This is a genomic window from Halobellus inordinatus, from assembly GCF_024498335.1.
GTDB lineage: Archaea > Halobacteriota > Halobacteria > Halobacteriales > Haloferacaceae > Haloquadratum > Haloquadratum inordinatus.
This window is the reverse complement of the sequence record NZ_CP101825.1, coordinates 1271570-1292686: the sequence shown is the minus strand read 5'-3', so window position 1 is coordinate 1292686 and position 21117 is coordinate 1271570. Positions and strand designations below refer to the sequence as shown.

Genomic DNA, 21117 nt, shown 5'->3' with positions numbered 1-21117 from the left:
GCGAACGACTGCCGGCGTCTCTGACGGCGAAGGAGCGAAGTGGACGGCCGCGTAACTGCAAGGCGAGAGCCGTGAAGGAGTTCGAACGAAAACAGCTGTTGGAGCGCGTCAACCGCGAGGCCGCGACCGTCGGCGTCGACATCCCGGATCGGATCGACGTACAGGGCGAGGAGATCGACCTCCGGGAGTTCGTCTTCGAGATCAAGCGTCGCGATACGATTCCGGCCGGCGAGCGCGACCGCGTCGAGCAGGCGAAGAAGAACCTCCGCCGCGAGCGACTCCAGCGACTCCAAGAGATCGAGGCGGGCGAGATCACCTACGAGAAGGGAGAACGGCTCGCCGAGAGCATCATCGGCATCGACCGCGCGCTGAACGCGCTCGAACAGCTTCGGCCGGTCGACCTCGAACAGGAGTCGAAGGTGCAAGAGGCCGCAGACCAGAAGCGATGGATGGGCTTCCTGAAGCAAGCGCTCGGGCACGAAGACACCAGTAGCACGCGCGGAGGTCGACTGTGAGCCGCAACGCGGAGGTCGCCCACCAACTCGAGATATTCGCGGACCTCCTCGAAGCCGACGACGTGGAATACAAGCCGAACGCCTACCGTCGCGCCGCGGAGAACGTCCGCGAGTACCACGAGCCGATCGAGGACTTGGCGGACGAAGGGAAATTCGCGGTCGAGCGGATCGACGGCGTCGGCGACGCCATCGCCGCGAAAGTCATCGAGTACATCGAGACCGGCGAGATCGAGGAGCTAGCCGATCTTAAAGAGAAACTGCCCGTCGACATCGAGGCGCTCACGCGAGTCGAGGGCGTCGGTCCCAAGACGGTCGGGACGCTCTACGACGCGCTGGGCATCACCACGCTCGACGAACTCGCGGAGGCCGCCGAGGAGGGGCGCATCCAGGAAGTGAAAGGCTTCGGCGCGAAGACCGAAGCGAACATCCGCGAGAACGTCGCGTTCGCTCGCGAGGCACAGAAACGAGAGCGCCTCGGCGACGCGCGTCCGCTCGCGGACGACGTCCTCGCGTACCTCCGCGGGATCGACGAGGTCGAGCAGGCTGAAGTCGCGGGGTCGATCCGCCGCTGGCGGGACACGATCGGCGACGTCGACGTTCTCGTCGCCGCAACCGAGAGTGAGGCCGTGATCGACGCGTTCGTCGAGTTACCGGCCGCATCGGACGTGATCGAGGCGGGCGAACACAAAGCGGGCCTCCGCGTCGACGACATCCGGGTCGATCTCCGCGTCGTGGCCCCCGACGAGTTCGGCTCCGCACTCCAGTATTTCACCGGAAGCAAAGATCACAACGTCGAACTCCGGAACCTCGCGATCGATCGGGGGCTGAAGATGAACGAGTACGGCGTCTTCGACGTCACCGACGTTGACGACCCCGACGCGGGCCAGCGCGTCGGGGAACGGATCGCCGGCGAGACGGAGGAATCGATGTACGCGGCGCTCGATCTGCCGCTCATCCCGCCGGAGATCCGCGAGGGGACCGGCGAGATCGACGCCGCGCGCGAGGGTACCCTCCCCGACCTCGTCGCGGAGGGCGACGTCCGCGGCGACCTTCACACGCACACCGACTGGTCCGACGGGCGCGCGTCGGTCGCAGAGATGGCGCAGGCGGCCGCCGAACGCGGCTACGACTACTACGCCGTAACCGACCACGCGAGCGGACCGGGAATGGTCGGCGGCGTCGGACTCTCCGACGACGAAATCCGAGAACAGATGGACGCGATCGAAGATGCGCGCGAGAAGACCGATTCGGGGTTGACCCTGCTGCACGGCATCGAGACGAACATCGACGCCGACGGCGGCCTCTCCACCGCCGACGACCTCCTCGCGGACCTCGACGTCGTCGTCGCGTCACCGCACGCCGCGCTCGGCCAGGACCGCGAGACGGCGACCGACCGGCTCGTCCGAGCCGTCGAACACCCGAGCGTCGACATCCTGGGGCACCCGACCGGCCGCCTCATCAACGAGCGCGAAGGGCTGAATCTCGACATCGCCCGGATTGCCGAGGCGGCCGCAGACGCCGGAACTGCGCTCGAAATCAACGCCGACCCCGCGCGGTTGGATCTCCACGGCGAACTCGTCCGGGTCGCGATCGACGCCGGGGCGACGATCGCTGTCGACACCGACGGGCACGCCCCCGGCGCGCTCGCGTACATCAGATACGGCGTCCACACGGCTCGGCGCGGCTGGTGTGAAGCAGACGACGTGTTGAACACCCGAGAAGTCGACGAGCTTCGCGCCTTCCTGCACTGATTCGACCGATGACCGAGAACGACTCCACGGACCGGTTGCTCCTCGACGCGATGCTCGGCAAACTGACCACGTACCTGCGGATGTGTGGCTACGACGCCGCGTATATCCTCGACGAGGGCGGCGAGTGGGGGCGAGAGCCCGGAAACGACCCCAGTGACGACGAGATCCTGGCGCAAGTCGAGGCGTCGGATCGGACGCTCGTGACGCGCGATGTCGAGCTCGCGACCCGCGCGACCGACGCCGTGCTCCTGTCCACGCGCGACGTGAAAGACCAACTCAGAGAGGTCCGCGACGCCGGCTACGCCCTCACGCTCGACGATCCGCCGACCCGCTGTAGCGCGTGCAACGGCGAACTCCGTCCCGTCGACGCGGCCGAGTCGCTTCCGGCGTACGCACCCGACCCTGCCGAGACCGACTGCTGGCGCTGTCGCTCCTGCGGGCAAGTGTTCTGGAAGGGCAGCCACTGGGACGACGTGACAGCGACGCTCGAAGAGCTATAGGAGCGACAGTCAGCGCGAGCGGTCCGACCGCGACGTCCACTCTTCACAGGGGTCCATATCGTCCATCAGTTCCTCGTGTGCGCCGCAGTACGGCTGGATCCCCGAGTCAGTACGGACGTACTCGAAGTGTGCGCAGTTGCCGCAGTAGGTGTCTGCAGCGTCGGATGTGGAGCCGCGCTCGGTGCGCTCGGAGCGCCCGGTACGCTGGCTTCGCGGCGTCTGTGCGCGCTCGGTCTGCTGTCGGGACTTCGAAGCCGAATTCGCTGCTGCACCGGCGCTCTGCGTCCCGCCCGGTGCGGCGTCCATCGGCGACGAGATCGACTCGGCGTCGGTGCCGCCGTCCGACGCCGGGCCGGGCGTACTGCCGGGGGCGCTGGAACCGCCGTTGCTGGATCTGCCTGCGGTCTGCGTTTCGACTTCGCCGTCGGGTGTACCGCCAAAGAAGCCGATACCGCCGAGGCCGCCGCGCGAGCGCTCGACCGGGACGTACTTCGTTTCGCTCTTGCGCGTCACGTTCACGGTGGCCGTCCCCCCGGGATCGTTGCGCGTCTTGAAGTTCGCGACGCCGGCGAACAGACACCAGAATGTGATCATCGCGCCGAGGAAGTAGACGCCGACGGTCATCAGCGTCAAGTCGGGCTTGCCCGCGCCGCAGAGCGATCCCGACCAGCGGCAGGGGTACGCGTAGGTGAAGAGCGCGACGCCGATCACGGCGATGCCGGCTCCGACGACCGCTGCTGCCTTCGTGAGCCGCGCGGAGGGGAGCACCGCGAAGATACCGAGAAAGACCGCAGGGACGCCGACGCCGGCGAGCACGCCACCGAGTTGGCGCTTGGCCGTCAGCGCGGCCGGTTCGGTTCCGTAGAGGACGTCCGTCGTGGCGACGACGATGCCGAAGACGACGAAGAGCGCCCCGGCGAGAAACAGCACTAGCCCGAAGAGCAGTCGCCGGAGGCTCGCCCCCGTTTCTTTTCCCCTGTAAACCTCCGAGAGACTGGGCATAGGCCTAGTTCGAAGTCACCACACAAAACGATGCGTCAGACGGACGTACGACGGACACTGGGACGGGGACCAGAACCCGTCTTCCGAGCGGGCAACACATATGCGATGGGACGAGGTCGACTGGGCAGAAGGTGGCGAGCAACCGGGGGGAGGCAACGGACGATAGAGCAGTGGGCGATGGACAACAAACCAAGCTGGCAGCGGTCGATAGAGCAGTGGGCGACGGACGGTAGACATACAGGCGACGGACAGAGAGACCCGCGAGCGTCGCGTTCACGGGCTTTCGCGCGTGTCGAAGAGATTATTGTACGGGCTCGCTAACCGCCGGGTATGGCAGACGAGGAGGAATCCGAGGGCCCCGTCGTCGAATTAGGCGAGGAAACACCCGTCGAGGGCCAGCCGCTGGCGCGCGTCGCCGCGCGACTCACCTGGCCCCACGAGATGAGCCGGATCGTCGAACAGGAGGGCGACAGCGTCGTTCGGACGCCGTCCGGCCCCCAGACGCTCGCCGACGTCCTCGAAGCAGTCGACGAGACGTACTTCGACTCCCGACAGACGTTCGTCGACCGGGTCCACGACGTCATCGGCGATGGGCCCGTGCAGACCGAGTGAGTACCGGCCACGACGGTGTCCGTTCACGTACGTATTCGTAACGCCGCTTTCGAGTCGAGTTGGCTCCAGCGGTCGCTGTTCGTCGGTCTCGTCCTCTCGATACTCTGGAGTTCGTGGACGGTCCCACCGTCGGATCTCACCGCACGCGTCGTCCGCGACGCCGTCGTGTTCCTCTTCGTGCCCATCGGTCTCGCGATCACGCACGGGCGGAACCTCGGCTACCGAGTCGACCGGCGGGCGCTCCGCGACACCCTTATTCTCGCTGCATTCGTGCTTCCCTTCTACCTCGTCGGCGCGTCGCTGCCGAGCATCCGCGCGTACTACCCGATGTGGCAGACGACGACTGCGCTCGGGCAGTTCCTCCCGCACACGATCCAGCAACTGCTCGTCGTCGTCGCCGCCGAGACCTACTACCGCGGACTGCTCTGTGTCGGCGTCAGCGACGATTTCGGGTTCAAGAGCGTCTTCATCAGCCCCGTCGTCTACGCCCTTCACCACGTCGGCAAGCCGCCGATCGAACTTCTGCTGTCGGGGCCGACAGACGTTCTCTTCGGCGCAGTCGATTACCACAGCCAGTCGCTGTTGCCCTCGATCGTCGCCCACGGCCTCGGCCTGACGCTGCTCGATTGGCTCACACTGCACGACCCCGTGTTTCCGCCGCAGGACGTACTGGCGGCCTTGCGGTGGTTGCCAGTCCCGCTGTGAGGTGCTGATAGACTGCCGTGCGAGGGACAGAGACCGCTGTGAAAGGGCATAGATTTTCCTCGCGTGCCGTCGTATGACAACCCGATGACTCTACCGATAGATCCGGAAGCGATCGCTGCGTCAGATATCGGCGAAGAGCGCGCGACACTACAGATGGAACACGGAGACGCGATCGAACACGTTCGGGAGGCGTTCACCGACGCCGGCTTCGGGATCGCGACTGAATTCTCGGCCTCGGAGTTGCTCAACGAGAAGATCGACGCCGGACGCGACCCGTATCACGTTCTCGGGGCCTGCAACCCGTCGATGGCGAACCGCGCGCTCGACGCCAGCGACAACCGGATGGGTGGGCTGTTCCCGTGCAACGTCGTGGTCTGGCAGGAAGAACCGGGCGTCCAGACCGTCTATCACGTGAGTATTATGCGCATCGCTCGCCTGGTCGGGATGGCACCCGACAGCGACGAGATGGCCGACGTCATCGCCGATACGGGCGAGCTCGTCGACGAGGCGTTCGGGAACCTTGACGCGGAGTGAGAACCGACAGTAGCGTTTGCAAACCTTCACGCGCTCGCTTGCACGCGGTCGTGCCATCGAGTGCGTGACGGCGCACGGACGCCACTACTGGAGGGTGATCAGGATCGGTCAGACGCGGGGCGTGGATCCCACGATCCGAGACGCCGCATCGTCGCATCCATCTGTGAAAAGTGGGCGGTTTTCCTGTCACGATCTGACATAGCATACGAAAAGTCGGAAGTAACGCATAAGTATTTTCTGCCGCGCATATTTTGATTGATCACGGGTATATGCATCCAGTATATCTATAATCGTGGTCTTATCTGCTATATTATTGTATTTCTGTTTATTTTGGCATCAGGTGCCAATGCTGACGCGTAACGCGGACCGTCTGCTCGTCTCCAAGGGTAACTGTCCATGCGTAGCGACAACCGACAGAATTAGCCCGGGGCCAGCCCCACCGTCGGGTATGATTCACAGCGACTGGGACGATTGGCTCCCGCGCGCCGTCGAATCGGCCGACCCGGAAACTGTCGCGATCTGGTATCTCGGCTGCAACGGCTTCATTCTGAAGGGCTCGGAGGGAACGACCGTCGCGATCGACCCGTATCTCGGTACGGGCGATCCGCCGCGGACCGTCCGGATGATTCCGGTGCCGTTCGCGCCCGAGGACGTCGCCGAGATGGACGCCGTCTTCGCCACGCACGAACACACCGACCACACGCACGGCCCGAGCCAGGCGCCGATCCTCGAAACCACCGGCGCATCGTTCTACGCGCCGGACGACTCGCTCGCGGTCGCCTTCGACGACGAGGCGTGGCTCGACGAGTACGACCTCACAGAAGAGCAGTTCACCGAGGTCACCGAGGGCGACACCGTCGAGGTGGGCGAGTTCACCGTGCACGTCGAAATCTCTCACGACCCCGATTCGACGCATCCGGTCTCCTACGTGTTCGAGCACGACTCGGGGACGTTCTTCCACGGTGGCGACACCAAGCCGCACGACGACTTCGACGACGTCGGCGAGCGCTACGACATCGACCTGGGCGTGCTCGCCTTCGGCGCGATCGGGAACATCGACGACAAACAGACCGGCGAGCCGAAGCGCACGCGCTGGTACTCGACGGAGAACGAGGCCGTCGAGGCGGCCTCGACCCTCCAGTTCGAGCGGTTCCTCCCGAGCCACTGGGATATGTGGAAGGGGCTGACCGCCGATCCGAAGGTGCTCCACCACCACACGCGGAGCTACGCGTACCCCGAATCGCTGGAGATCACCGAGATCGGCGATCGGATCGACCTCTGAGTCGCGGGCGAACGCGACCCGCCACTTCGTCGTAGCAACGTCCCCTCGGTAAAAAGCGGACGTGACAGGACTCTCGTGAGCGGTTGCGAGCGGGCGGTCCTCACGGGGGTGAACGAAGTGAGCGGACGTGACGGGATTCGAACCACGGTCGGACGTGCTTGCTCCGCTGCGCGCGACCTCCCCGATTCGAATTCCTCAGCGTCGTTTTCACACCTCGCTATCGCTCGGCGGGAAACGGACGTGGCGGGATTCGAACCCGCGCTCTAGGGGTTAGGAACCCCTCGCCTTAGTCCACTGGGCCACACGTCCTACCGCAGGATAGCGTAGCCGTCGCGTGAACTACCCCTGCCTACTCGCCGCCTTCGGCGGCTCCTTGAGGCAGGGGCTTCCTGCTTCCACGACGCACTTTGCAGACACAACGGTGTCCGTAGGGAGCGCAGTCTCCACAGGCGTTAACGAATCGCTGCGCGATTCGTTCGCACACCAGAAATCTTCGATTTCTGGGGACGTTCGTTCGGAGTGAACCACTCCTACGTCTTCGAGACCGCGAGAAAGGATGTTCCACGACGCATTCGCGTCTCTATCCGCTTCAAACCCACAAGATGGGCACGAGTGTTCGCGCACCCACAGCGGTTTATCCGTCTTGACACCACAGGACGCACATTTCTTTGTCGTGTCTTTCGGGTCAACAGCGACGAAGTGCGTTCCCTCCCGCTCGCACTTGTATTCGAGCATCCGAAGGAACGTCCCCCACGCCGCACCCGCACGGTTGCGCGAGTTGCCCGGTAGTTCCACCAAACCCTTCGCGTCCAAATTCTCTACGGCCACAAGGTCGTATTCTCGGGCGTAGTAGTTCGAGAGTTTGTGGAGGAAGTCACGGCGCTTGTTCTTCAACTCGGCGTGTCGTTCGGCCACGACCCGGCGTTGTTTCTCCCAATTCGCAGAGCCGTGCTGTTTCCGCGAGAGGTTGCGCTGTGCGCGTTCCAACCGCTCGCGCTCGTCGCTGAAGTCAGGACTCTCTATAGCGTACCCGTCGGTGTCGTGAGCGTACTTCAGGATGCCTACGTCAATCCCGACGACTTTCTCGGGTGTCTCCGGTTTCTCAGGCGTTGCTTCGTCCACGTTGATACCGAATGTGGCGAACCACTCACCCGTCGGTTCCTGCTTGACCGTGACCTGTTTGATGGTCGCGTTCTCGGGAATGTCTCGGTGGAGGTGAATCGGTATTTCTCCGATTTTGCTCAACCACAGGACAGGCCGACCACTCGTATTCTTGAGTTTGAAGCCGGACTGATTGTAGGTGAGCGACCGATACTCCCGAGGCGGTTTCCACTTGAGCATTCCCACGGCGCGTCCGTTCTCCTTCTGCGCTTTGAGCGTGGAGAGATTATCGTAAACGCGCTTGACAACCATCTGCAACACCTTCGAGTGAACGTCTCCGAGGTCGTCCCACCACGATTTGAGGTCGGGGAGTGTGCCCTGTACCTTGTAGCGGGCGGGAATCTCGTCTGACTCGTTGAGTTTGTAGAGGACGTGGTTATACAGTTGCCTACAGGTATCGACGTGGTGCAGAAGCGTCTCCGCGAGAGCTTCCGGTGGGTCGAGCCGATACTTGTAGTTGTAGTGCATCTATTCTTCTCGTTCCTCGATAAGTTCGTCCAGTTTCTCTTGGACGAACGAGGAGAGATTCAGGTGGTTCTCCTGTATCCACTCCTCTTGGTCGTCTCGGATGGAGATGTTCTTGCGCGTTGCCACAACATATTATACACAAAATGCACAAATAAGAGTTGTGATTGCGTGGGCCTGTGGGCCGGGCGACGAACGTGTTTGAGAACCGTGCGGCGCTGTATCCCCTCCCTACTGCGCTACTCGGTCGCTTCGCTCCCTGCGTTGCTCCTTGACAGATACGGTTCCGAGAAAAACGCCGGGTGGGGGCAGCGCCTCATAGGGCTTATCGTAAGTCCGCATAGATTTCTCGCCGGACGGTACGGCGAGAATCTCTGAACAGTTACGATAATCCCTATCAGTTCGCGTCGGTGGACGTTTCCGTCGACTTCGTGGTCTCGGCCTCGTCCGCCTCTTCGTCGTCCATCTGACTCAGTTCATCTTCGATCTCTTCACGGCCGCGCTTGAACTCTCCCATCGCCTGCCCCGTGGAGCGGGCGAGTTTGGGGATCTTGTTCGCGCCGAACAGCAGCACCAGTATGAGCAGGACGACGAGCACTTCCGGCCCACCCGGGAGCCCCGGGAACAGTGGGGTAACACTTACGGACATTGCTACCAGCACCTAACCCAGTCGTAATTATAGGCTTTTTGCCTCCCACACCCGGGTAAAGAACGGCGTTTCACGTCCACAGATGGGCGCTCAGATAATATACTGGCCGCAGCATCATAATTGCACCTCTCATCCGCTCCGAGGGCGAGCGCCCGGTAGATCCGTACGAACCGCTCAGCGGTGACGGCGACGTCGGGCTCGAAGACGCGACGGGCTGTGGCCGTCTCATAGGAATTATCGTAACTGTTCGGAGATTCTCGCCGTATCGTCCGGCGAGAAATCTATGGAGACGTACGATAATCCCTATCAGTTGTACGGCTGACGTCGTCGCCGGAATCGAGCATCCTGATACTGTCGGACAGAAGTCCGTGAATCGTGTTGGCCCCCGCGGGGTGCCGATACGCTTCACATCGTTCTGTCCGACAGTATGACAACCGTCCTGTTGGGCGGGTTCGCGACGCTGTTACTCGGAATGGTTGTCCTGCAGGCGTTCGTGTTTGGTGGGCATCTGCACCTCTACATCGACAAGTTCGGCGAGGCACACCTCGAACTCGCGCTCTTTGCGGTCGTCTGTGGGACCGTGCCCTTTGGATTGTATGTCCTTGACGAGATGCTACGGAGTGTATGAACGACGGCAAGCGGTGTGACTCAGCGCTTGCCGTCGACCGGGCGCAAAGAATGGAGCGTGTGAAGGGGTGGTGCGAGGTGTGGGAGGCGCGCTATTCGTTCTGGGACGCGAAGTACGCGCCGGCGACGATCGCCAGGATGACGATCACGACGCCAACGATGAGCAGCGGGCCGGGCCCGCCGTCGTCACCCGGCGGCGACGTCGTCGTCGCCTGGGTCGCTGGTTCCGTCGTCTCGTCCGGCTGCGTGGTCACGTCAGCCGTCGTCGTCACCTGCGCCTGATCGTCCTTTGTCGTGACCGCGAACGGCGAGAAGCCCGTCGTCTGCGCGCTCAGGACGACTTCCTCGCCCTGGCTTTCGACGGTCGTCTCGAGCGTCTGCCACGCGCCGTCGCGGTAGTGCTGGATGACCAGCTGCTCGGCGCTCGCGCCCAACTCGTCCAGGCGCGATTGCGAGACAGTGATCGTGACTGTCGCGGTCTCGCCTTCATCCGGGTCCGGCGCGGAGATGTCGACCCCGCTGACGTACTGACCCGATGGAGCGGGTGCATCAGCCGGCGGGTCGGGCAGCTCTTGGACAGAGGTCTGGCCCGTCTTGTTCGGAACGGACACGGAGACGCTCGTTGCGCCCGTACCGCCCGAGAGGTTCACCTTCGCGGCCCCGTCCTGGTCGAGATCGACCGTTTCGGAGACTGGCTCAGGCGTGGTGTCGTCACCCGGCGTCGCGGTGTCTTCCGGTGGGGCAGCACCGCCGCCACCGCCACCGCCGCCACCGCCACCACCGGTATCGTCGTCATCGTCACCGCCGCCACCGCCGCCGGTGTCAACCTCAACGCTGAGGTCGATCCGTTCAGAGGTGGCAGACTCGAACGACGTGGTGTCGGAGGCGTCTTTGCCCTCGACCGAGACTGTGAGTGTTTCGCCCTCGGAGCCGTCCTCCGCGGGGAACTTGATTTCGTAGTAGCCGTCGGCGTCAGTCGTCGCCGTGTAGCTGTTGCCGTCTTCGTCGGTCACCGTGACGGTGAGCCCGTCGACCGCATTTCCATTCTGGTCAGTGACCGTGCCGAAGACTTCGTGCGGCGGACTTGGAACGGCGACTGCAGTCGCTGGGGCGATGAGCAGCATCGCCACCATCGCGACTGCGAGATACCGCAGGCCACGAGAGTTCCGTGATAGTTTGGTTGTCATTTTGTTGTAGTTACCCCCAAATAAATTCGGATAGGTGTGGACTGCGGTTGGTTAGCGATCCTGGTCGTACTTGGAGACCGTGTAGACTTCGCCGTTCTCGACGAAGACCCAGTAGGCCTCACCGGGCTCGAAGTGGCCACCTTCGACCGTCTCGTAGCCGAACTGACCGTCGGATGCCTGACCGTAGATGTGGGTTGCAGTGCTCACACTATCGAGTGTTGCGAGTGCACCGCCCGCCTGAGTGTCCGCATCTTGGGCATTCTCCTGCCAGTGGCCGACGAGGTTCCAGCCTTCCTGGAGTTGCTGCTCGCCAGGCGTGGCGCTCTCGGCGGTGGTTCCAGACTCTTCGTTGCGCACCGTGATGTCGACCGTCGCGTCAGCGTCGGTCTTCACGATGTAACCCTGACCGCCTTCGAGGGACTCGATGTCCTGGTTGTCGGCGGACTTCTCGGGGCTGTAGGAGAGCCACTCGCCGTTCTCGTAGGTCATCACCGTCGCATCGCTGAATTCAGAACTCGCGATGTCGAGCGAGCCGAATTCAGCGGGGACGGACACGAAGTTAACACCCTTCTTCAGGTGGTATTCGTGCGTGTCGACCGGGTCGTCCGTACCAGCAGCAGAGGTGTGGTCTCCGGCTGCTTCCTCAACCGTATCGACGCCGAATTCGATGTGCTCTGCGTCACCCGTGGCAATCACCGTGTCGAACTCAACAGTGATCTCGTTGTAGCCGGTGAGATAGGCATTTTCTGCAGGGGTGCCTGCGAACGTGATGTTCGAGACATCGAACTCACCAGCTTCTTGGATGGGTTCGTTGAACTGCACAACGACCGTCGATCCGGCGTTGTTGCGCTTGTTGTCGGAGGTGAGCTCAGCGTCGTCAGCCTCCGGATCCTCGTAGTCGACTTCAGCCGTGTCGTCAATATCGAGTCCCACATCGTCGTCCGTCGCGCCGTCAAGGGCCTCGATGCTCTGTAGGTTCAGACCGTAGATGCTGTCGCGCTGAACAGTGTAGTTCACCGTGTAGGTGTACTTGTCACCGTTCGCTTCTTCAGTTGCATCCTCGATGTGGAACGTCTCGTCAGTGTGATCGACTTCGACGAGCTGCGGACTCACGAGGTGCGCCGTGAAGTTATCCAGCTTGTCGGTAGCGTTGAACGAGATCTGGACTTCGTGGTTCGACGTGTTCGTCAGCTGGATGTCGCTGACCCAGACACTATCCGTGATCGTGACAGTCTGAGTGTTGTTGTTGTCGACAGAGTCGTTGAAGCGAGCGACCTGAATCTCGTCGTTGCCGATATCGTCCTCGACAAGCGAGGTGTTCAGGGTGACCGTCGCGGTCGTGTCGCCCGCATCGTGTTCGACACCGACAATTCGGTGGTTCACACCGCTCTCACTGTTCTGGTAGTGGATGTTACCGTCAGTGAGATTCGTGTCCGTGTCGTTGTAGACGCTCTCAGAGAACCGAAGTTCCACGGTGGTATCACCAGTTTCGGCCGTCACCAGGTCAAGCGTCGGCTTCTCGGTGTCAGTGAGCGTGACCGGCTCGCCGACCGGCGTGTTACCGACGTCGTCAGTCCCACCCGTCATCGTCAGCGAGGCGGTACTGATGTCTGCCAGGACTTCGCTTTGAGTCGTCACCGTGTAGATGTCGGCGTCTTCGCGCGTGACGTCGTGAACCGTGACGTTGTCACCGCTGAAGGTGGCGCCGTCGACCGGTTCACTGAGTTCGACCGTGATCGTGTTCGTACCCGCGTTCGTCGTCGCGCTGACGATCTCGGGCTTCACGGTGTCTTTCTCGACAGTGCTGCTCTCACTGTCGGTGTAGCCAGCCTTCGAGAGGTCCTCGACGTCGACCGTGATGCCGAGGTTCTCGGTGTCTTCGAGACTGGAGAGATCAAGCGTCGATCCGGTGAGCTGGATATCGTCACCAGGACCAACCTTCGTGTACGTCGCGTTGATGTTCGAGTCGGCCGTCGCAGAGACCGTCACGTTGACCGTCTCATCGACGTCGATCGAGACACCAGCGTAGCTGTCTGCGCTCGCGTTGGTGACGTACTCGAGGTTACTGATCGTGACCGTCGGATTGGTCGTGTCGTTGATGGCAACCGTCTCGGTACCGACCTGCGCACCGGCGGAGTCAATGAGCTGACCCGCGCGAGCGTTGACGAGGTCGGCTTCGAGGTCGGAGGCCTGCACGTCACCGTTCAGGTCAACGACGAGGACCGTGTGACCGTCCTCAAGGTAGGCATCCGTGACCGCATCGATGCCAATGGCACCACCAGCGCTGACGTCCTGGTAGGCGAAGTCGTCCACTGTGAACGTAGCGTCACCCTTCGGGTAGACGTCTTCGTTGAAGTGGACGTAGGCAGTGTTGGTACCAGCGTCAGTTTCGACCTCGGTGATCGAGGGGAGTTCCTCGTTGATGGTGAAGTTCGCCGTCTCGGTAGAGTCAGTCTCACCGAAGCGGTTCTCCGTCGAGACTTCGACAGAGAAGGAGTTACCATCGTAGCCGTCCGGAACGGTGAGTTCCTTCTGGATGTTGTTGGTAGGCACAACGTCCGAGGACGTGCCGAGCGTCGTGATAACCTCGTCATCGTCCGTGGTCGCGGTGCCCTTGTCGTCAACCAGTTCGAACGTGACGGACGTCGCGTTCGTCTGGTCTTCGTAGTCGTATTCGACAGTGATCGTGTCACCGGGGCGGACGACGCCCGTCGTCGTGGAGGCGTCGTTGACGTTAGCCGTGTTGTCGTTGATGACAACCCATTTGCTGTTCGTCTCAGCGGAGTGTGTGTTGCCAGCGCTGTCAGTGACCGTGACGTTCACCGAGTACGTGCCTTCGGGCAGGTTCTCGTCAGCATTCAGGTCCTGAGTATTTTCAGGCTGGTCAAGGTCGAGATCAAGCGACTTGCGCGTGTCGTCGTTGACGTACTGCGAGTCATCGACGTTGTACGTGTAGTCGGTCGATCCGTTCAGCGTGACCGTAACGGATTCGGTGTTGTCTTCGTAGTAGTTGTACGCGACACCGAGCGTGTCACCGGACTGCTTGATGACTTCGCTGGTGGGTTTCTCGATCTGGATGTCGCCGGGGTTGATGTCGTCGATCTCGACGACGCCCGATTCGGTATCGGACCCACTGTTACCCGCTTTGTCAACTGCAGTGACCGTGACATCGTAGGTCGCGTTGGTCAGACCGTTACCGTTGACGGTCGTAGCTTTGGAGTTATTCAGTTCGACGGAAGTCCCACTCGCGACACCCTTGTACGTGACATTGTTGCCCGAACCGTCGGCAAGGGTCACGTTCACGTAATCGGAGTGTTCCTCGGTGAGATCGTACTCAACCGTGAGATCCTGACCCGTGCGGTTGTACTGGAGCTGGGTCGGCGACGTGATGTCGACCACCGGATCGGTGTTGTCAACCGTCACCGTAGCCGTATCGTTGTCGCTGTTGCCAGCGTCGTCGGTGTCGGTCGCCTTGAGTTCGAGGCTACCGTCCTCAAACTGCGTCGTGTCGAAACTCGACTCGTTCTCAGCCGAAATCGCCTCGAATCCGTTCGAGGTGTTGTACTCGTAGGTGGTCGTGCCACCGTCGTTATCCGCGATGTCGAACTGCGTCGTGACGTCAACCGACGTGCCGCCGACGATATCTGGTGCTGACTGATTCGCCGTGACAGTCGGTGCCACTGTATCGACAGTAAGTGCGCCCGATGCTGTGTAAGCACTCATCACGTTGGGCGTCGCGTTCTGATCCTCAAGACCAGACACCGACAGATCTGCTGAGACATCCTCGCCGTTATCACCAATCGTCACCGTACCACTGAATTTGGTGTTCGTGACAAGACTTCCAGCCACATTGACAGGGCCTCCAGAGACACCCTCAATAGCAACGTCTCCTTCAGTGTAGCTCCCAGACACGTCCTCGCTGAACGTGACATTCACTTCAATCGGGACGCTCGCATTATTTTTGTTGATGAGGGTGCGGTTGAGCGTGGATGTAAGAACAGCCGGAGAAGCACCGTCAGTCGTAGTCGTGAACTCTTGTTTACTGTCGAGCGAGTTGCCAGCAACGTCACTAAGGCTATCGGCGGTTAGGTTGACGTTCGGCGTAACGCTCGTGTCATCGGCCGTAAGGCCACTGACAGTCAGGTTGACTTTAGCGTCGTCTGCTGTGCCTGAGGAGACTGAATCAACAGTTCCACCAGTGACCTCAAAGGCACTGGTATCAAGCGTGCTCTTACTGTCGTCAATACTCTCCGACAGAGTGACGTTAATCGCATCAACGGTGCCGTCGTTATTGACGTCAGCCGTGGATGCACTGGAGATTTCCGGCGGCGTGTTATCAATCTCCAGAAGACCGACAGACGTGTTATCCGCCTGGGTAGTACCATCAGTGAGAGTGGCGTTTTCAGCCGCAGAGACGGTGTAGGTCCCCTCACTGAGTCCACCAAGATTCAGATCACCGATATCAACGTTATTCTGGCCAGGGTCGTATGCTGAGGTGTTGCTGGCACTAATATCGTTGGAGTCGTACCGGCCTTCTGTTGTTCCGTTTTCGATCCAGACGAAGAGTGTAGAATTATCGCCGTCGCTTGTGTCGTCTACTTGAACGTTACTTAAGGTAGTTGAATTGTTCACCGTGACCTGAGTACCATCGCCAGAACCCAGGTCGATGCTGCCGTCTTCGGCATTCGCAGCAGCACTCCCAGCGAACGCGATGGAGCCTCCGAAGACGGAGACGACCATCAGCGCCGCGAGGAACACTGCGCGGACTTTGTCGTATTTATCGTGTGTCATTCAGTGTTGAATGTATAATCGCGGTTAGTTAGCGAGCGATACGACTGCTGGATCATCGCGTGCTCCGGCGGGCTTGCGCCCAGCGCGTCAATCGAGGTCGTAATAATCCTCGAGCACCTCCTCCAGTTTTTCAGAGACGTTCTTCCCGTCTGCAACGGCATCACTGCGGACCTGTCGCCAGACGTCCCGGCTGATCTCGATAGACGTGTGCGTCGTGTCCGAGCGACTGCCGTTATCCGATGTTGTCATCGTTGCCATGTTCCGTTCTACTACAATCGATCCAGTTCGAGTGGCCTCCACACAGGTGTGCACCACTCGGCACGTGTATTCCAGTTTACACCACTTATATCTATTGCTAGTGTCTACCGCTGGTATTCGCCAAAGGTTTTATTTGTATCTGGCAAACACGAGTGTTTCACGGTCTTTACTGCAGGTTTAGGAAATCCGGACGATCAGGTGTGGTACCAATATTCACGGACTCAGCGTGGCTCGTCAGCTACAGTCAGACCACGCACGCACGAGCGCAAAAAGAGAGTATAGTTACGAGATGCAGTTACGAGAGAAACGGGTCTGATTCCGGCGTCACTCCGTGGGAGCGCGATCGGAGATCGCCAGCGATTCGATGGTGATCTTCGCTGCAAACTCGTCGACGGCGGCGGTGCACGCCTCGCGATCGCTGTCGTAGAGGCCAGCCGTACCGGACGGGCCGACGTCGGTCAGGAACTCCTGCCCGGCGAGTTCCCGCAGTCGTGTGTTGAGGGACGTCCGCTTGCGGTCGAGCCGGACGGACAGATTCGAGGCGCCTGTACGCCGGCCATCAGCCGACACCTCGAGAATCTCGAAGTCGGTCAGCTGCACCAGGCGATAGGTGATCACATCTACGCCAGATCCTACCGGTAGATGGGTATTCGGCTCGGGAACCGTGGTGACACACGACGACTGCGTCGCCGGACAGCAGGCCCCGCGACGCTCGGTGAATTCGGGCCGAAACAGGCAATCGGAACCAGCGACAGCAACATTGAACCGGGATGCCTGCGCACTCCCGGTATGGTTTCAGTCGGCGATACTGCCCCTGACTTCACCGCACCGCTCGCAGACGGCGACATCGGCTCGTTCACCCTCTCAGAAGAACTCTCGGAGGGGCCGCTCGTGCTCGCGTTCTTCCCCGCGTCCTTCACGAGCACCTGTACGACCGAGATGTGTACGTTCCGCGACCAGATGGCCAACTTCGAGGACGTCGGCGCTGCCGTCTACGGCATCAGCATCGACACGCCGTTCACGCTCAACGAGTTCCGCCGGCAGAACGAACTGAACTTCGCGCTCCTCAGCGACACCAACCGCGAGATCATCGACGCCTACGACGTCTCGATGGACTTCGCGGACCTCGGCGTCTACAACGTCGCAAAGCGCGCGGTCTTCGTCGTCGACGAAGACGGGTCAGTCACCTACGCCTGGGTGAGCGACGACCCCGGCGCCGAACCCGACTACGACGAGGTCGCTGCCGCCGCCGAAGAAGCGAGCGCCTGAGAGGAAGTACTCTCACTGTGTACCGCCGAGCGCCACTCCCGGTGGCGGTGGTCGGCGGTAAGAGACGAGAGTAATCAGTATGAGCCGGTCGCGACACCCGAATCTGACACGTTCCCGATCGGCCTACCCGTAGGCTACTTTGCGCTCCCCGGAGAATATACAGAAGTATGGCTGAGTCTACCGAGAGCGTCGGTCACGAGTACGACCCGGACGCAGACCACAATTTCCCGGACGAGCGGCTCAACGCTGTTCTCCCGCAGATCCTCGACGACCCCGAGATTACGACGTATCTGCAGGCCCAGAACGTCAACGCGGTCACGAGAAAAGGGTACAACGATCACGGTCCCAAACACATCGAGATCGTCCGCAACCGCGCGCTCAACCTCTATGACCTCCTGAAGGGCGGCGACGTGGCGTTCAACGGCGCGGCCGACCAGGGCCTCGAGGAGGCCGACGAACCGGTGATCGTCGCGCTGGCGGCGACGCTACACGACATCGGCCACGTCGTCCACCGCGACGAGCACGCGTACTATTCGATTCCGCTCGCCTCCGACGTCCTCGACCGCATCCTCCCGCAGTTCGAGTTCTACGACACCCCTGAGGTAGTCCGGATGAAGGCCGAAGTGCTGCACGCGATTCTGTGCCATCACACCGAAGAAGATCCCCTGACGACCGAAGCGGGCGTCATTCGCGTCGCCGACGCGCTGGATATGGAGCGCGGCCGCTCGCGCATCCCCTACGAGAAGGGTGGCCGGGGGATCAACACCCTCTCCAGCCAGGCGATCGAGAGCGTCTCGCTCCGTCCCGGCGACGGCAAGGCCGTCCTCGTCGAGATCGAGATGGTCAACGCTGCCGGCGTCTATCAGGTCGACAACCTCCTGAAAGCGAAACTCAGGGATTCGGGACTCGCATCGCACATCCGCATCGTCGCGGTCAACACGAAAGCCGACGATCAGCTCGTCGAGCGGATCGAACTGTAAGGCGACCGAATAGCGAGAACAGCGTAGGCGAAGGGCGACGCGCTCAGTCGTCTGCGGGTGTGACTTCTTCGAGGCCGGCGACGGTGAGTTCGCCACCGAGCGTCCGGTTCGGGTACGGGATGTCGATACCCTCCTCGTCGAAGCGCCGTTTCACGGTCTGGACGTACTCCGCGCGAGTCTTGACGAAGTCAGCACGACTCGGGTCGTCGATCCAGATTCGAGAGGTAAGCGTCACCGAGGAGTCACCGAGTTCCGTCAGCCGCACCGTCGGCGCGGGATCGTCGAGGATGTCGTCGCGGGCGTCGGCTTCCTCGACGATGATCTCCGTCGCTCGCTCGACGTCGTCGTCGTAGCCGATTCCGAAGGGGACCTGGAGGCGGAGTTTGTTTTTCGCGACGGGGTTCTTGATGACGCCGTCGGTCAGCGCCGAGTTCGGCACCGTCAGGAGTTCGTTGTCGAACGTCCGGACGCGCGAGACGCGGAAGCTGATGTCTTCGACGATACCGGAGTTGCCGTCCCATTCGATCCAGTCGCCGATCTTGAACGGCTTGTCGGTGTAGATGAAGATGCCGGCGACGAAGTTCTTCAGGACGTCCTGCATCGCGAACCCGATCGCCAGCGTCGCCGCCGCGGCGATCGTCGCGAGCGACTGCAGGAAGTTGGGGTAGCCCGCCGCCCCGAACGCCGCGGTGATGCCGACGAACCCGACAACGACGACGAGGAGTCGTCGCAGCGGCTTCTGGGCGTGCGTTTCGAGACCGCGCGAGTCCATCATCCGGTTCGCGAGCGGGAGTACGACGCTGCGCCCGACGAGATAGACGACGGCGAACACGCCGAGGAACGCCAGCGCCTGTCCGAGCAGGCCAGCGACCGTGTCCGGCAGTCCGAATCCAGCGAGGAAGCGACCGATAGAGTCACTCAGGTCGACGCTCGTCTGGAGCGTCGCCCCGCCGGTCATCGGTAGAGAACTCCCGTGTTACCTCGTGTTTCGATTACCGTGGCATCGGTGCGTTCGGCCAACTCCGCGGCTAACTCCTCGACCGTCGTGCCGCCCTGAGCGGCTCGGAGGAACTTCACTTTGATGAGGTCCCGGTCTGCGAGTTGGTCGGATACTTCCTCGACGACGGGGTCGAGACCGCCCTTTCCGACCCAGACCGTGACGTCGAGGTCGTGTGCCTGCTTTCGCAACTCCTGTTCGTCCATACCGACTCGCTACGGCCGCACCCGGTTTGAAACTTAAGACTCACAAACAGTCCAGACGAGAGTAGCAGTTGCAACTGATTGCGCACCCGATCGCACGACAGCGTCTGATCGGGTGAGTGAAGACGTGCCAATGCTACTGTCGGCACTCACACGGGACGGGCCGCCGAAGCTGACAGACCCTTATAGGAATGATCGTAAGTCCGCATAGATGTCTCGCCGGACGGTACGGCGAGAATCTCCGAACAGTTACGATAGTCCCTATTACTCGTCACCGTACGGATACCGCTTCGTCGCGCCGCATAAGAGACACCGGACGACGACGTGTCCCGACTGAAGCCGAACGCGCGCGGTCGAACCGGGTCGGAGATACGCGTCACACTCGTCGCAGGTGAACCGACGGAACCGGCGCGGGAGGCCCGAGCGGTTCCGCTCGGCGATGCGGCGCGCGAGACGGACGTACTCGCGTGCGCGTTCGACGTCTCCCCCGGCCGTCGCCTCCCGAGCGAGGTCGTGCAACCGTTCGATCCGTTCAGCCGGGATACCCATTACCGACGCGTCGTGACGAGCGGAAAAAGACGTTCCGAGTCGGCCGCGTGGACCCGGACAGCCAGGCGTCGTCTCATATTCTTGTATCCACCGCACAATATTAGTTAGTGGGGTGCGAATAACAAGTATGCGCATCGTATTTGCTACAGACCTCTCGGACGCGAACGAGGCAGCGATCCGCTCACGGACGTGCCTGGACTGCCTGGACAACATCGGCGTCACGGAGGTACACCTCGTGACGGTCGTCCCCGACAACGTCACGAGCGGGCTACCGGGGATGGGTGCGGCCTCGGACGCCCGACAGGCGCTGCAGGCACAGCGCGACGTATTCGAGTCCGCGGGCTTCGACGTCGAGACGCACGTGGCGCGCGGAACCCCATACCGACGCATCAACGGCTTCGCCGAGCGACTCAACGCGGATATGGTCGTCATCGGGTCGCGTGGTGAGAGCCCGCTCGAGAACCGCCTCGTCGGGAGCACGACGCGAAACGTCGCCCGGACGTCCGTCCGCCCGCTGCTGGTCGAACGCATCGCCCCGCCGGAGTCCGACAAGGCGGTCGTGAAAGAGCACCTCTTCGAGCACGTCCTCTTTACGACGGACTTCTCGGAGAACGCCCAGAAGGCCTTCGAGTACCTCCCGCACCTGACGGGCGCGACGCAGGAGGTCGACCTGCTCCACGTGCAGCACGGCGACACGGAGATCAGCGACGCCCAAGAAAAGCTCGACGAGCTCGCCGCCGAAGTCGAACGCGAGATGGGTATCGAGGCCGGGACCAACATCCGCAACGGCGACCCCGTCCAGGAGATCCTCGCCGAAGAAGAGCGCGTCGGCGCGACGACGACGCTGCTGGGGACGCGGGGGCAGAGTCGCCTCCGTCGCCTCCTGCTCGGGAGCGTCTCTGAGGCCGTCGTCGCTCGCGGCAACAACAACGTCCTCTTGGTCCCGCCGGCGGCGTCCCAGCGGCGCTAAGCGAGACGTATCCCTCGCGTTCGGTCGCCGTCGACGACACGCGCTCCCGCGACAGTCGCTGTGACACCACGGCACACCACGGCTCCACAGCCGACAGTATAAATGGACTC

23 protein-coding genes, 1 tRNA gene and 1 pseudogene are annotated in these 21117 nt (G+C 61.9%); 12 read left to right on the top strand and 13 right to left on the bottom strand.

What is annotated here, in order from left to right; translation table 11 throughout:
- The first annotated feature begins 71 nt into the window (after positions 1-71).
- The 3 genes from NO362_RS06655 to NO362_RS06645 are packed head-to-tail and all read left to right on the top strand — an operon-like array spanning position 72 to position 2766.
- The gene (locus tag NO362_RS06655; protein WP_256546582.1) at positions 72-515 is read left to right on the top strand and encodes a DUF5788 family protein; all 444 of its coding nucleotides are present in this window, start codon (positions 72-74) and stop codon (positions 513-515) included.
- Complete coding sequence (polX, locus tag NO362_RS06650; protein WP_256546581.1) at positions 512-2266, top strand: DNA polymerase/3'-5' exonuclease PolX; 1755 nt, start codon at positions 512-514, stop codon at positions 2264-2266. Before NO362_RS06655 ends, polX begins: the two co-directional genes overlap by 4 nt.
- Before the next feature lie 8 nt (positions 2267-2274).
- Entirely contained in the window at positions 2275-2766 is a 492-nt protein-coding gene (locus tag NO362_RS06645; protein ID WP_256546580.1) for a Mut7-C RNAse domain-containing protein, read from the top strand.
- A gap of 9 nt (positions 2767-2775) precedes the next feature.
- Here NO362_RS06645 and NO362_RS06640 read toward each other — a convergent pair whose 3' ends face one another.
- Complete coding sequence (locus NO362_RS06640) at positions 2776-3768, bottom strand: cell division protein CdpA domain-containing protein (protein WP_256546579.1); 993 nt, start codon at positions 3766-3768, stop codon at positions 2776-2778.
- Positions 3769-4098: 330 nt separating this feature from the next.
- On the opposite strand from NO362_RS06640, the gene NO362_RS06635 reads away from it, so the two are divergent.
- The 4 genes from NO362_RS06635 to NO362_RS06620 all read left to right on the top strand — a co-directional run bounded on the left by NO362_RS06635 (position 4099) and on the right by NO362_RS06620 (position 6901).
- Positions 4099-4380, top strand: coding sequence for a DUF5789 family protein (locus NO362_RS06635; protein ID WP_256287993.1), 282 nt, complete (start codon positions 4099-4101; stop codon positions 4378-4380).
- A 33-nt stretch (positions 4381-4413) separates the two neighbouring features.
- Positions 4414-5085, top strand: a complete 672-nt coding sequence (locus NO362_RS06630) for a CPBP family glutamic-type intramembrane protease (RefSeq protein ID WP_425492340.1) — start codon at positions 4414-4416, stop codon at positions 5083-5085.
- A gap of 84 nt (positions 5086-5169) precedes the next feature.
- Positions 5170-5619, top strand: coding sequence for a DUF302 domain-containing protein (locus tag NO362_RS06625; RefSeq protein ID WP_256287992.1), 450 nt, complete (start codon positions 5170-5172; stop codon positions 5617-5619).
- A gap of 448 nt (positions 5620-6067) precedes the next feature.
- Positions 6068-6901 (top strand): MBL fold metallo-hydrolase, encoded by an 834-nt coding sequence (locus tag NO362_RS06620; protein ID WP_256546578.1) that lies wholly within the window; start codon positions 6068-6070, stop codon positions 6899-6901.
- A gap of 235 nt (positions 6902-7136) precedes the next feature.
- On the opposite strand, the gene NO362_RS06615 is transcribed toward NO362_RS06620, so the two are convergent.
- The 4 genes from NO362_RS06615 to NO362_RS06600 form a co-directional block, all read right to left on the bottom strand.
- Positions 7137-7210 (bottom strand) — tRNA-Arg (locus tag NO362_RS06615).
- Positions 7211-7240: 30 nt separating this feature from the next.
- On the bottom strand, positions 7241-8530 hold the full coding sequence (locus NO362_RS06610) for an RNA-guided endonuclease InsQ/TnpB family protein (protein ID WP_256546577.1): 1290 nt from the start codon (positions 8528-8530) through the stop codon (positions 7241-7243).
- Complete coding sequence (locus NO362_RS06605) at positions 8531-8656, bottom strand: hypothetical protein (RefSeq protein WP_256287989.1); 126 nt, start codon at positions 8654-8656, stop codon at positions 8531-8533.
- Positions 8657-8924: 268 nt separating this feature from the next.
- Positions 8925-9176, bottom strand: a complete 252-nt coding sequence (locus NO362_RS06600; RefSeq protein WP_256287988.1) for a Sec-independent protein translocase subunit TatA/TatB — start codon at positions 9174-9176, stop codon at positions 8925-8927.
- A 427-nt stretch (positions 9177-9603) separates the two neighbouring features.
- On the opposite strand from NO362_RS06600, the gene NO362_RS06595 reads away from it, so the two are divergent.
- The gene (locus NO362_RS06595) at positions 9604-9804 is read left to right on the top strand and encodes a hypothetical protein (protein WP_256546576.1); all 201 of its coding nucleotides are present in this window, start codon (positions 9604-9606) and stop codon (positions 9802-9804) included.
- A gap of 91 nt (positions 9805-9895) precedes the next feature.
- Here the strand turns inward: NO362_RS06595 and NO362_RS06590 are convergent, their stop codons facing one another.
- A complete protein-coding gene (locus NO362_RS06590) occupies positions 9896-10990 on the bottom strand; it encodes a PGF-pre-PGF domain-containing protein (protein WP_256546575.1) in 1095 nt (364 codons plus the stop codon).
- A gap of 51 nt (positions 10991-11041) precedes the next feature.
- Positions 11042-14839 carry a beta strand repeat-containing protein gene (locus NO362_RS06585; RefSeq protein ID WP_256546574.1) on the bottom strand — a complete coding sequence of 1266 codons (3798 nt, stop codon included), beginning with the start codon at positions 14837-14839 and terminating at the stop codon, positions 11042-11044.
- Positions 14840-15155: 316 nt separating this feature from the next.
- Here NO362_RS06585 and NO362_RS06580 point away from each other — a divergent pair, with 316 nt between their 5' ends.
- Positions 15156-15413, top strand: coding sequence for a hypothetical protein (locus NO362_RS06580; RefSeq protein WP_256546573.1), 258 nt, complete (start codon positions 15156-15158; stop codon positions 15411-15413).
- A 272-nt stretch (positions 15414-15685) separates the two neighbouring features.
- Here NO362_RS06580 and NO362_RS14590 read toward each other — a convergent pair.
- From NO362_RS14590 to NO362_RS06570, 3 genes and pseudogenes are all read right to left on the bottom strand, one after another.
- Positions 15686-15781: pseudogene (locus NO362_RS14590) on the bottom strand (surface glycoprotein); the annotation flags it as partial.
- Between the two features lie 87 nt (positions 15782-15868).
- Positions 15869-16030: a hypothetical protein gene (locus tag NO362_RS06575; RefSeq protein ID WP_256287984.1), complete on the bottom strand. Its 162-nt coding sequence runs from the start codon at positions 16028-16030 to the stop codon at positions 15869-15871.
- Between the two features lie 333 nt (positions 16031-16363).
- Positions 16364-16657 carry an ArsR family transcriptional regulator gene (locus NO362_RS06570; RefSeq protein WP_256546572.1) on the bottom strand — a complete coding sequence of 98 codons (294 nt, stop codon included), beginning with the start codon at positions 16655-16657 and terminating at the stop codon, positions 16364-16366.
- Positions 16658-16828: 171 nt separating this feature from the next.
- On the opposite strand from NO362_RS06570, the gene NO362_RS06565 reads away from it, so the two are divergent.
- Both NO362_RS06565 and NO362_RS06560 read left to right on the top strand, forming a co-directional pair.
- Positions 16829-17308 carry a redoxin domain-containing protein gene (locus NO362_RS06565; RefSeq protein WP_121568028.1) on the top strand — a complete coding sequence of 160 codons (480 nt, stop codon included), beginning with the start codon at positions 16829-16831 and terminating at the stop codon, positions 17306-17308.
- A gap of 167 nt (positions 17309-17475) precedes the next feature.
- Positions 17476-18288, top strand: coding sequence for an HD domain-containing protein (locus NO362_RS06560; RefSeq protein ID WP_256546571.1), 813 nt, complete (start codon positions 17476-17478; stop codon positions 18286-18288).
- A 43-nt stretch (positions 18289-18331) separates the two neighbouring features.
- Here NO362_RS06560 and NO362_RS06555 read toward each other — a convergent pair whose 3' ends face one another.
- The 3 genes from NO362_RS06555 to NO362_RS06545 form a co-directional block, all read right to left on the bottom strand.
- Complete coding sequence (locus tag NO362_RS06555; RefSeq protein WP_256546570.1) at positions 18332-19246, bottom strand: mechanosensitive ion channel family protein; 915 nt, start codon at positions 19244-19246, stop codon at positions 18332-18334.
- The gene (locus tag NO362_RS06550; protein ID WP_115821811.1) at positions 19243-19491 is read right to left on the bottom strand and encodes a YhbY family RNA-binding protein; all 249 of its coding nucleotides are present in this window, start codon (positions 19489-19491) and stop codon (positions 19243-19245) included. Before NO362_RS06550 ends, NO362_RS06555 begins: the two co-directional genes overlap by 4 nt.
- A 261-nt stretch (positions 19492-19752) precedes the next feature.
- Positions 19753-20037 carry a ribonuclease P protein component 4 gene (locus NO362_RS06545; protein WP_256287979.1) on the bottom strand — a complete coding sequence of 95 codons (285 nt, stop codon included), beginning with the start codon at positions 20035-20037 and terminating at the stop codon, positions 19753-19755.
- 127 nt (positions 20038-20164) lie between these two features.
- On the opposite strand from NO362_RS06545, the gene NO362_RS06540 reads away from it, so the two are divergent.
- Positions 20165-21007 carry a universal stress protein gene (locus tag NO362_RS06540; protein WP_256546569.1) on the top strand — a complete coding sequence of 281 codons (843 nt, stop codon included), beginning with the start codon at positions 20165-20167 and terminating at the stop codon, positions 21005-21007.
- Positions 21008-21117 lie beyond the last annotated feature (110 nt).

Bases quoted from the DNA above. Each gene is read 5' to 3' on its own strand.
- NO362_RS06555 (WP_256546570.1), bottom strand. From the start codon at position 19,246: ATGACCGGCGGGGCGACGCTCCAGACGAGCGTCGACCTGAGTGACTCT.
- NO362_RS06620 (WP_256546578.1), top strand. From the start codon at position 6,068: ATGATTCACAGCGACTGGGACGATTGGCTCCCGCGCGCCGTCGAATCG.
- NO362_RS06625 (WP_256287992.1), top strand. From the start codon at position 5,170: ATGACTCTACCGATAGATCCGGAAGCGATCGCTGCGTCAGATATCGGC.
- NO362_RS06575 (WP_256287984.1), bottom strand. From the start codon at position 16,030: ATGACAACATCGGATAACGGCAGTCGCTCGGACACGACGCACACGTCT.
- NO362_RS06550 (WP_115821811.1), bottom strand. From the start codon at position 19,491: ATGGACGAACAGGAGTTGCGAAAGCAGGCACACGACCTCGACGTCACG.
- NO362_RS06565 (WP_121568028.1), top strand. From the start codon at position 16,829: ATGGTTTCAGTCGGCGATACTGCCCCTGACTTCACCGCACCGCTCGCA.
- NO362_RS06540 (WP_256546569.1), top strand. From the start codon at position 20,165: ATGCGCATCGTATTTGCTACAGACCTCTCGGACGCGAACGAGGCAGCG.
- NO362_RS06595 (WP_256546576.1), top strand. From the start codon at position 9,604: ATGACAACCGTCCTGTTGGGCGGGTTCGCGACGCTGTTACTCGGAATG.
- NO362_RS06645 (WP_256546580.1), top strand. From the start codon at position 2,275: ATGACCGAGAACGACTCCACGGACCGGTTGCTCCTCGACGCGATGCTC.
- NO362_RS06635 (WP_256287993.1), top strand. From the start codon at position 4,099: ATGGCAGACGAGGAGGAATCCGAGGGCCCCGTCGTCGAATTAGGCGAG.
- NO362_RS06560 (WP_256546571.1), top strand. From the start codon at position 17,476: ATGGCTGAGTCTACCGAGAGCGTCGGTCACGAGTACGACCCGGACGCA.
- NO362_RS06545 (WP_256287979.1), bottom strand. From the start codon at position 20,037: ATGGGTATCCCGGCTGAACGGATCGAACGGTTGCACGACCTCGCTCGG.
- NO362_RS06600 (WP_256287988.1), bottom strand. From the start codon at position 9,176: ATGTCCGTAAGTGTTACCCCACTGTTCCCGGGGCTCCCGGGTGGGCCG.
- NO362_RS06640 (WP_256546579.1), bottom strand. From the start codon at position 3,768: ATGCCCAGTCTCTCGGAGGTTTACAGGGGAAAAGAAACGGGGGCGAGC.
- NO362_RS06590 (WP_256546575.1), bottom strand. From the start codon at position 10,990: ATGACAACCAAACTATCACGGAACTCTCGTGGCCTGCGGTATCTCGCA.
- NO362_RS06610 (WP_256546577.1), bottom strand. From the start codon at position 8,530: ATGCACTACAACTACAAGTATCGGCTCGACCCACCGGAAGCTCTCGCG.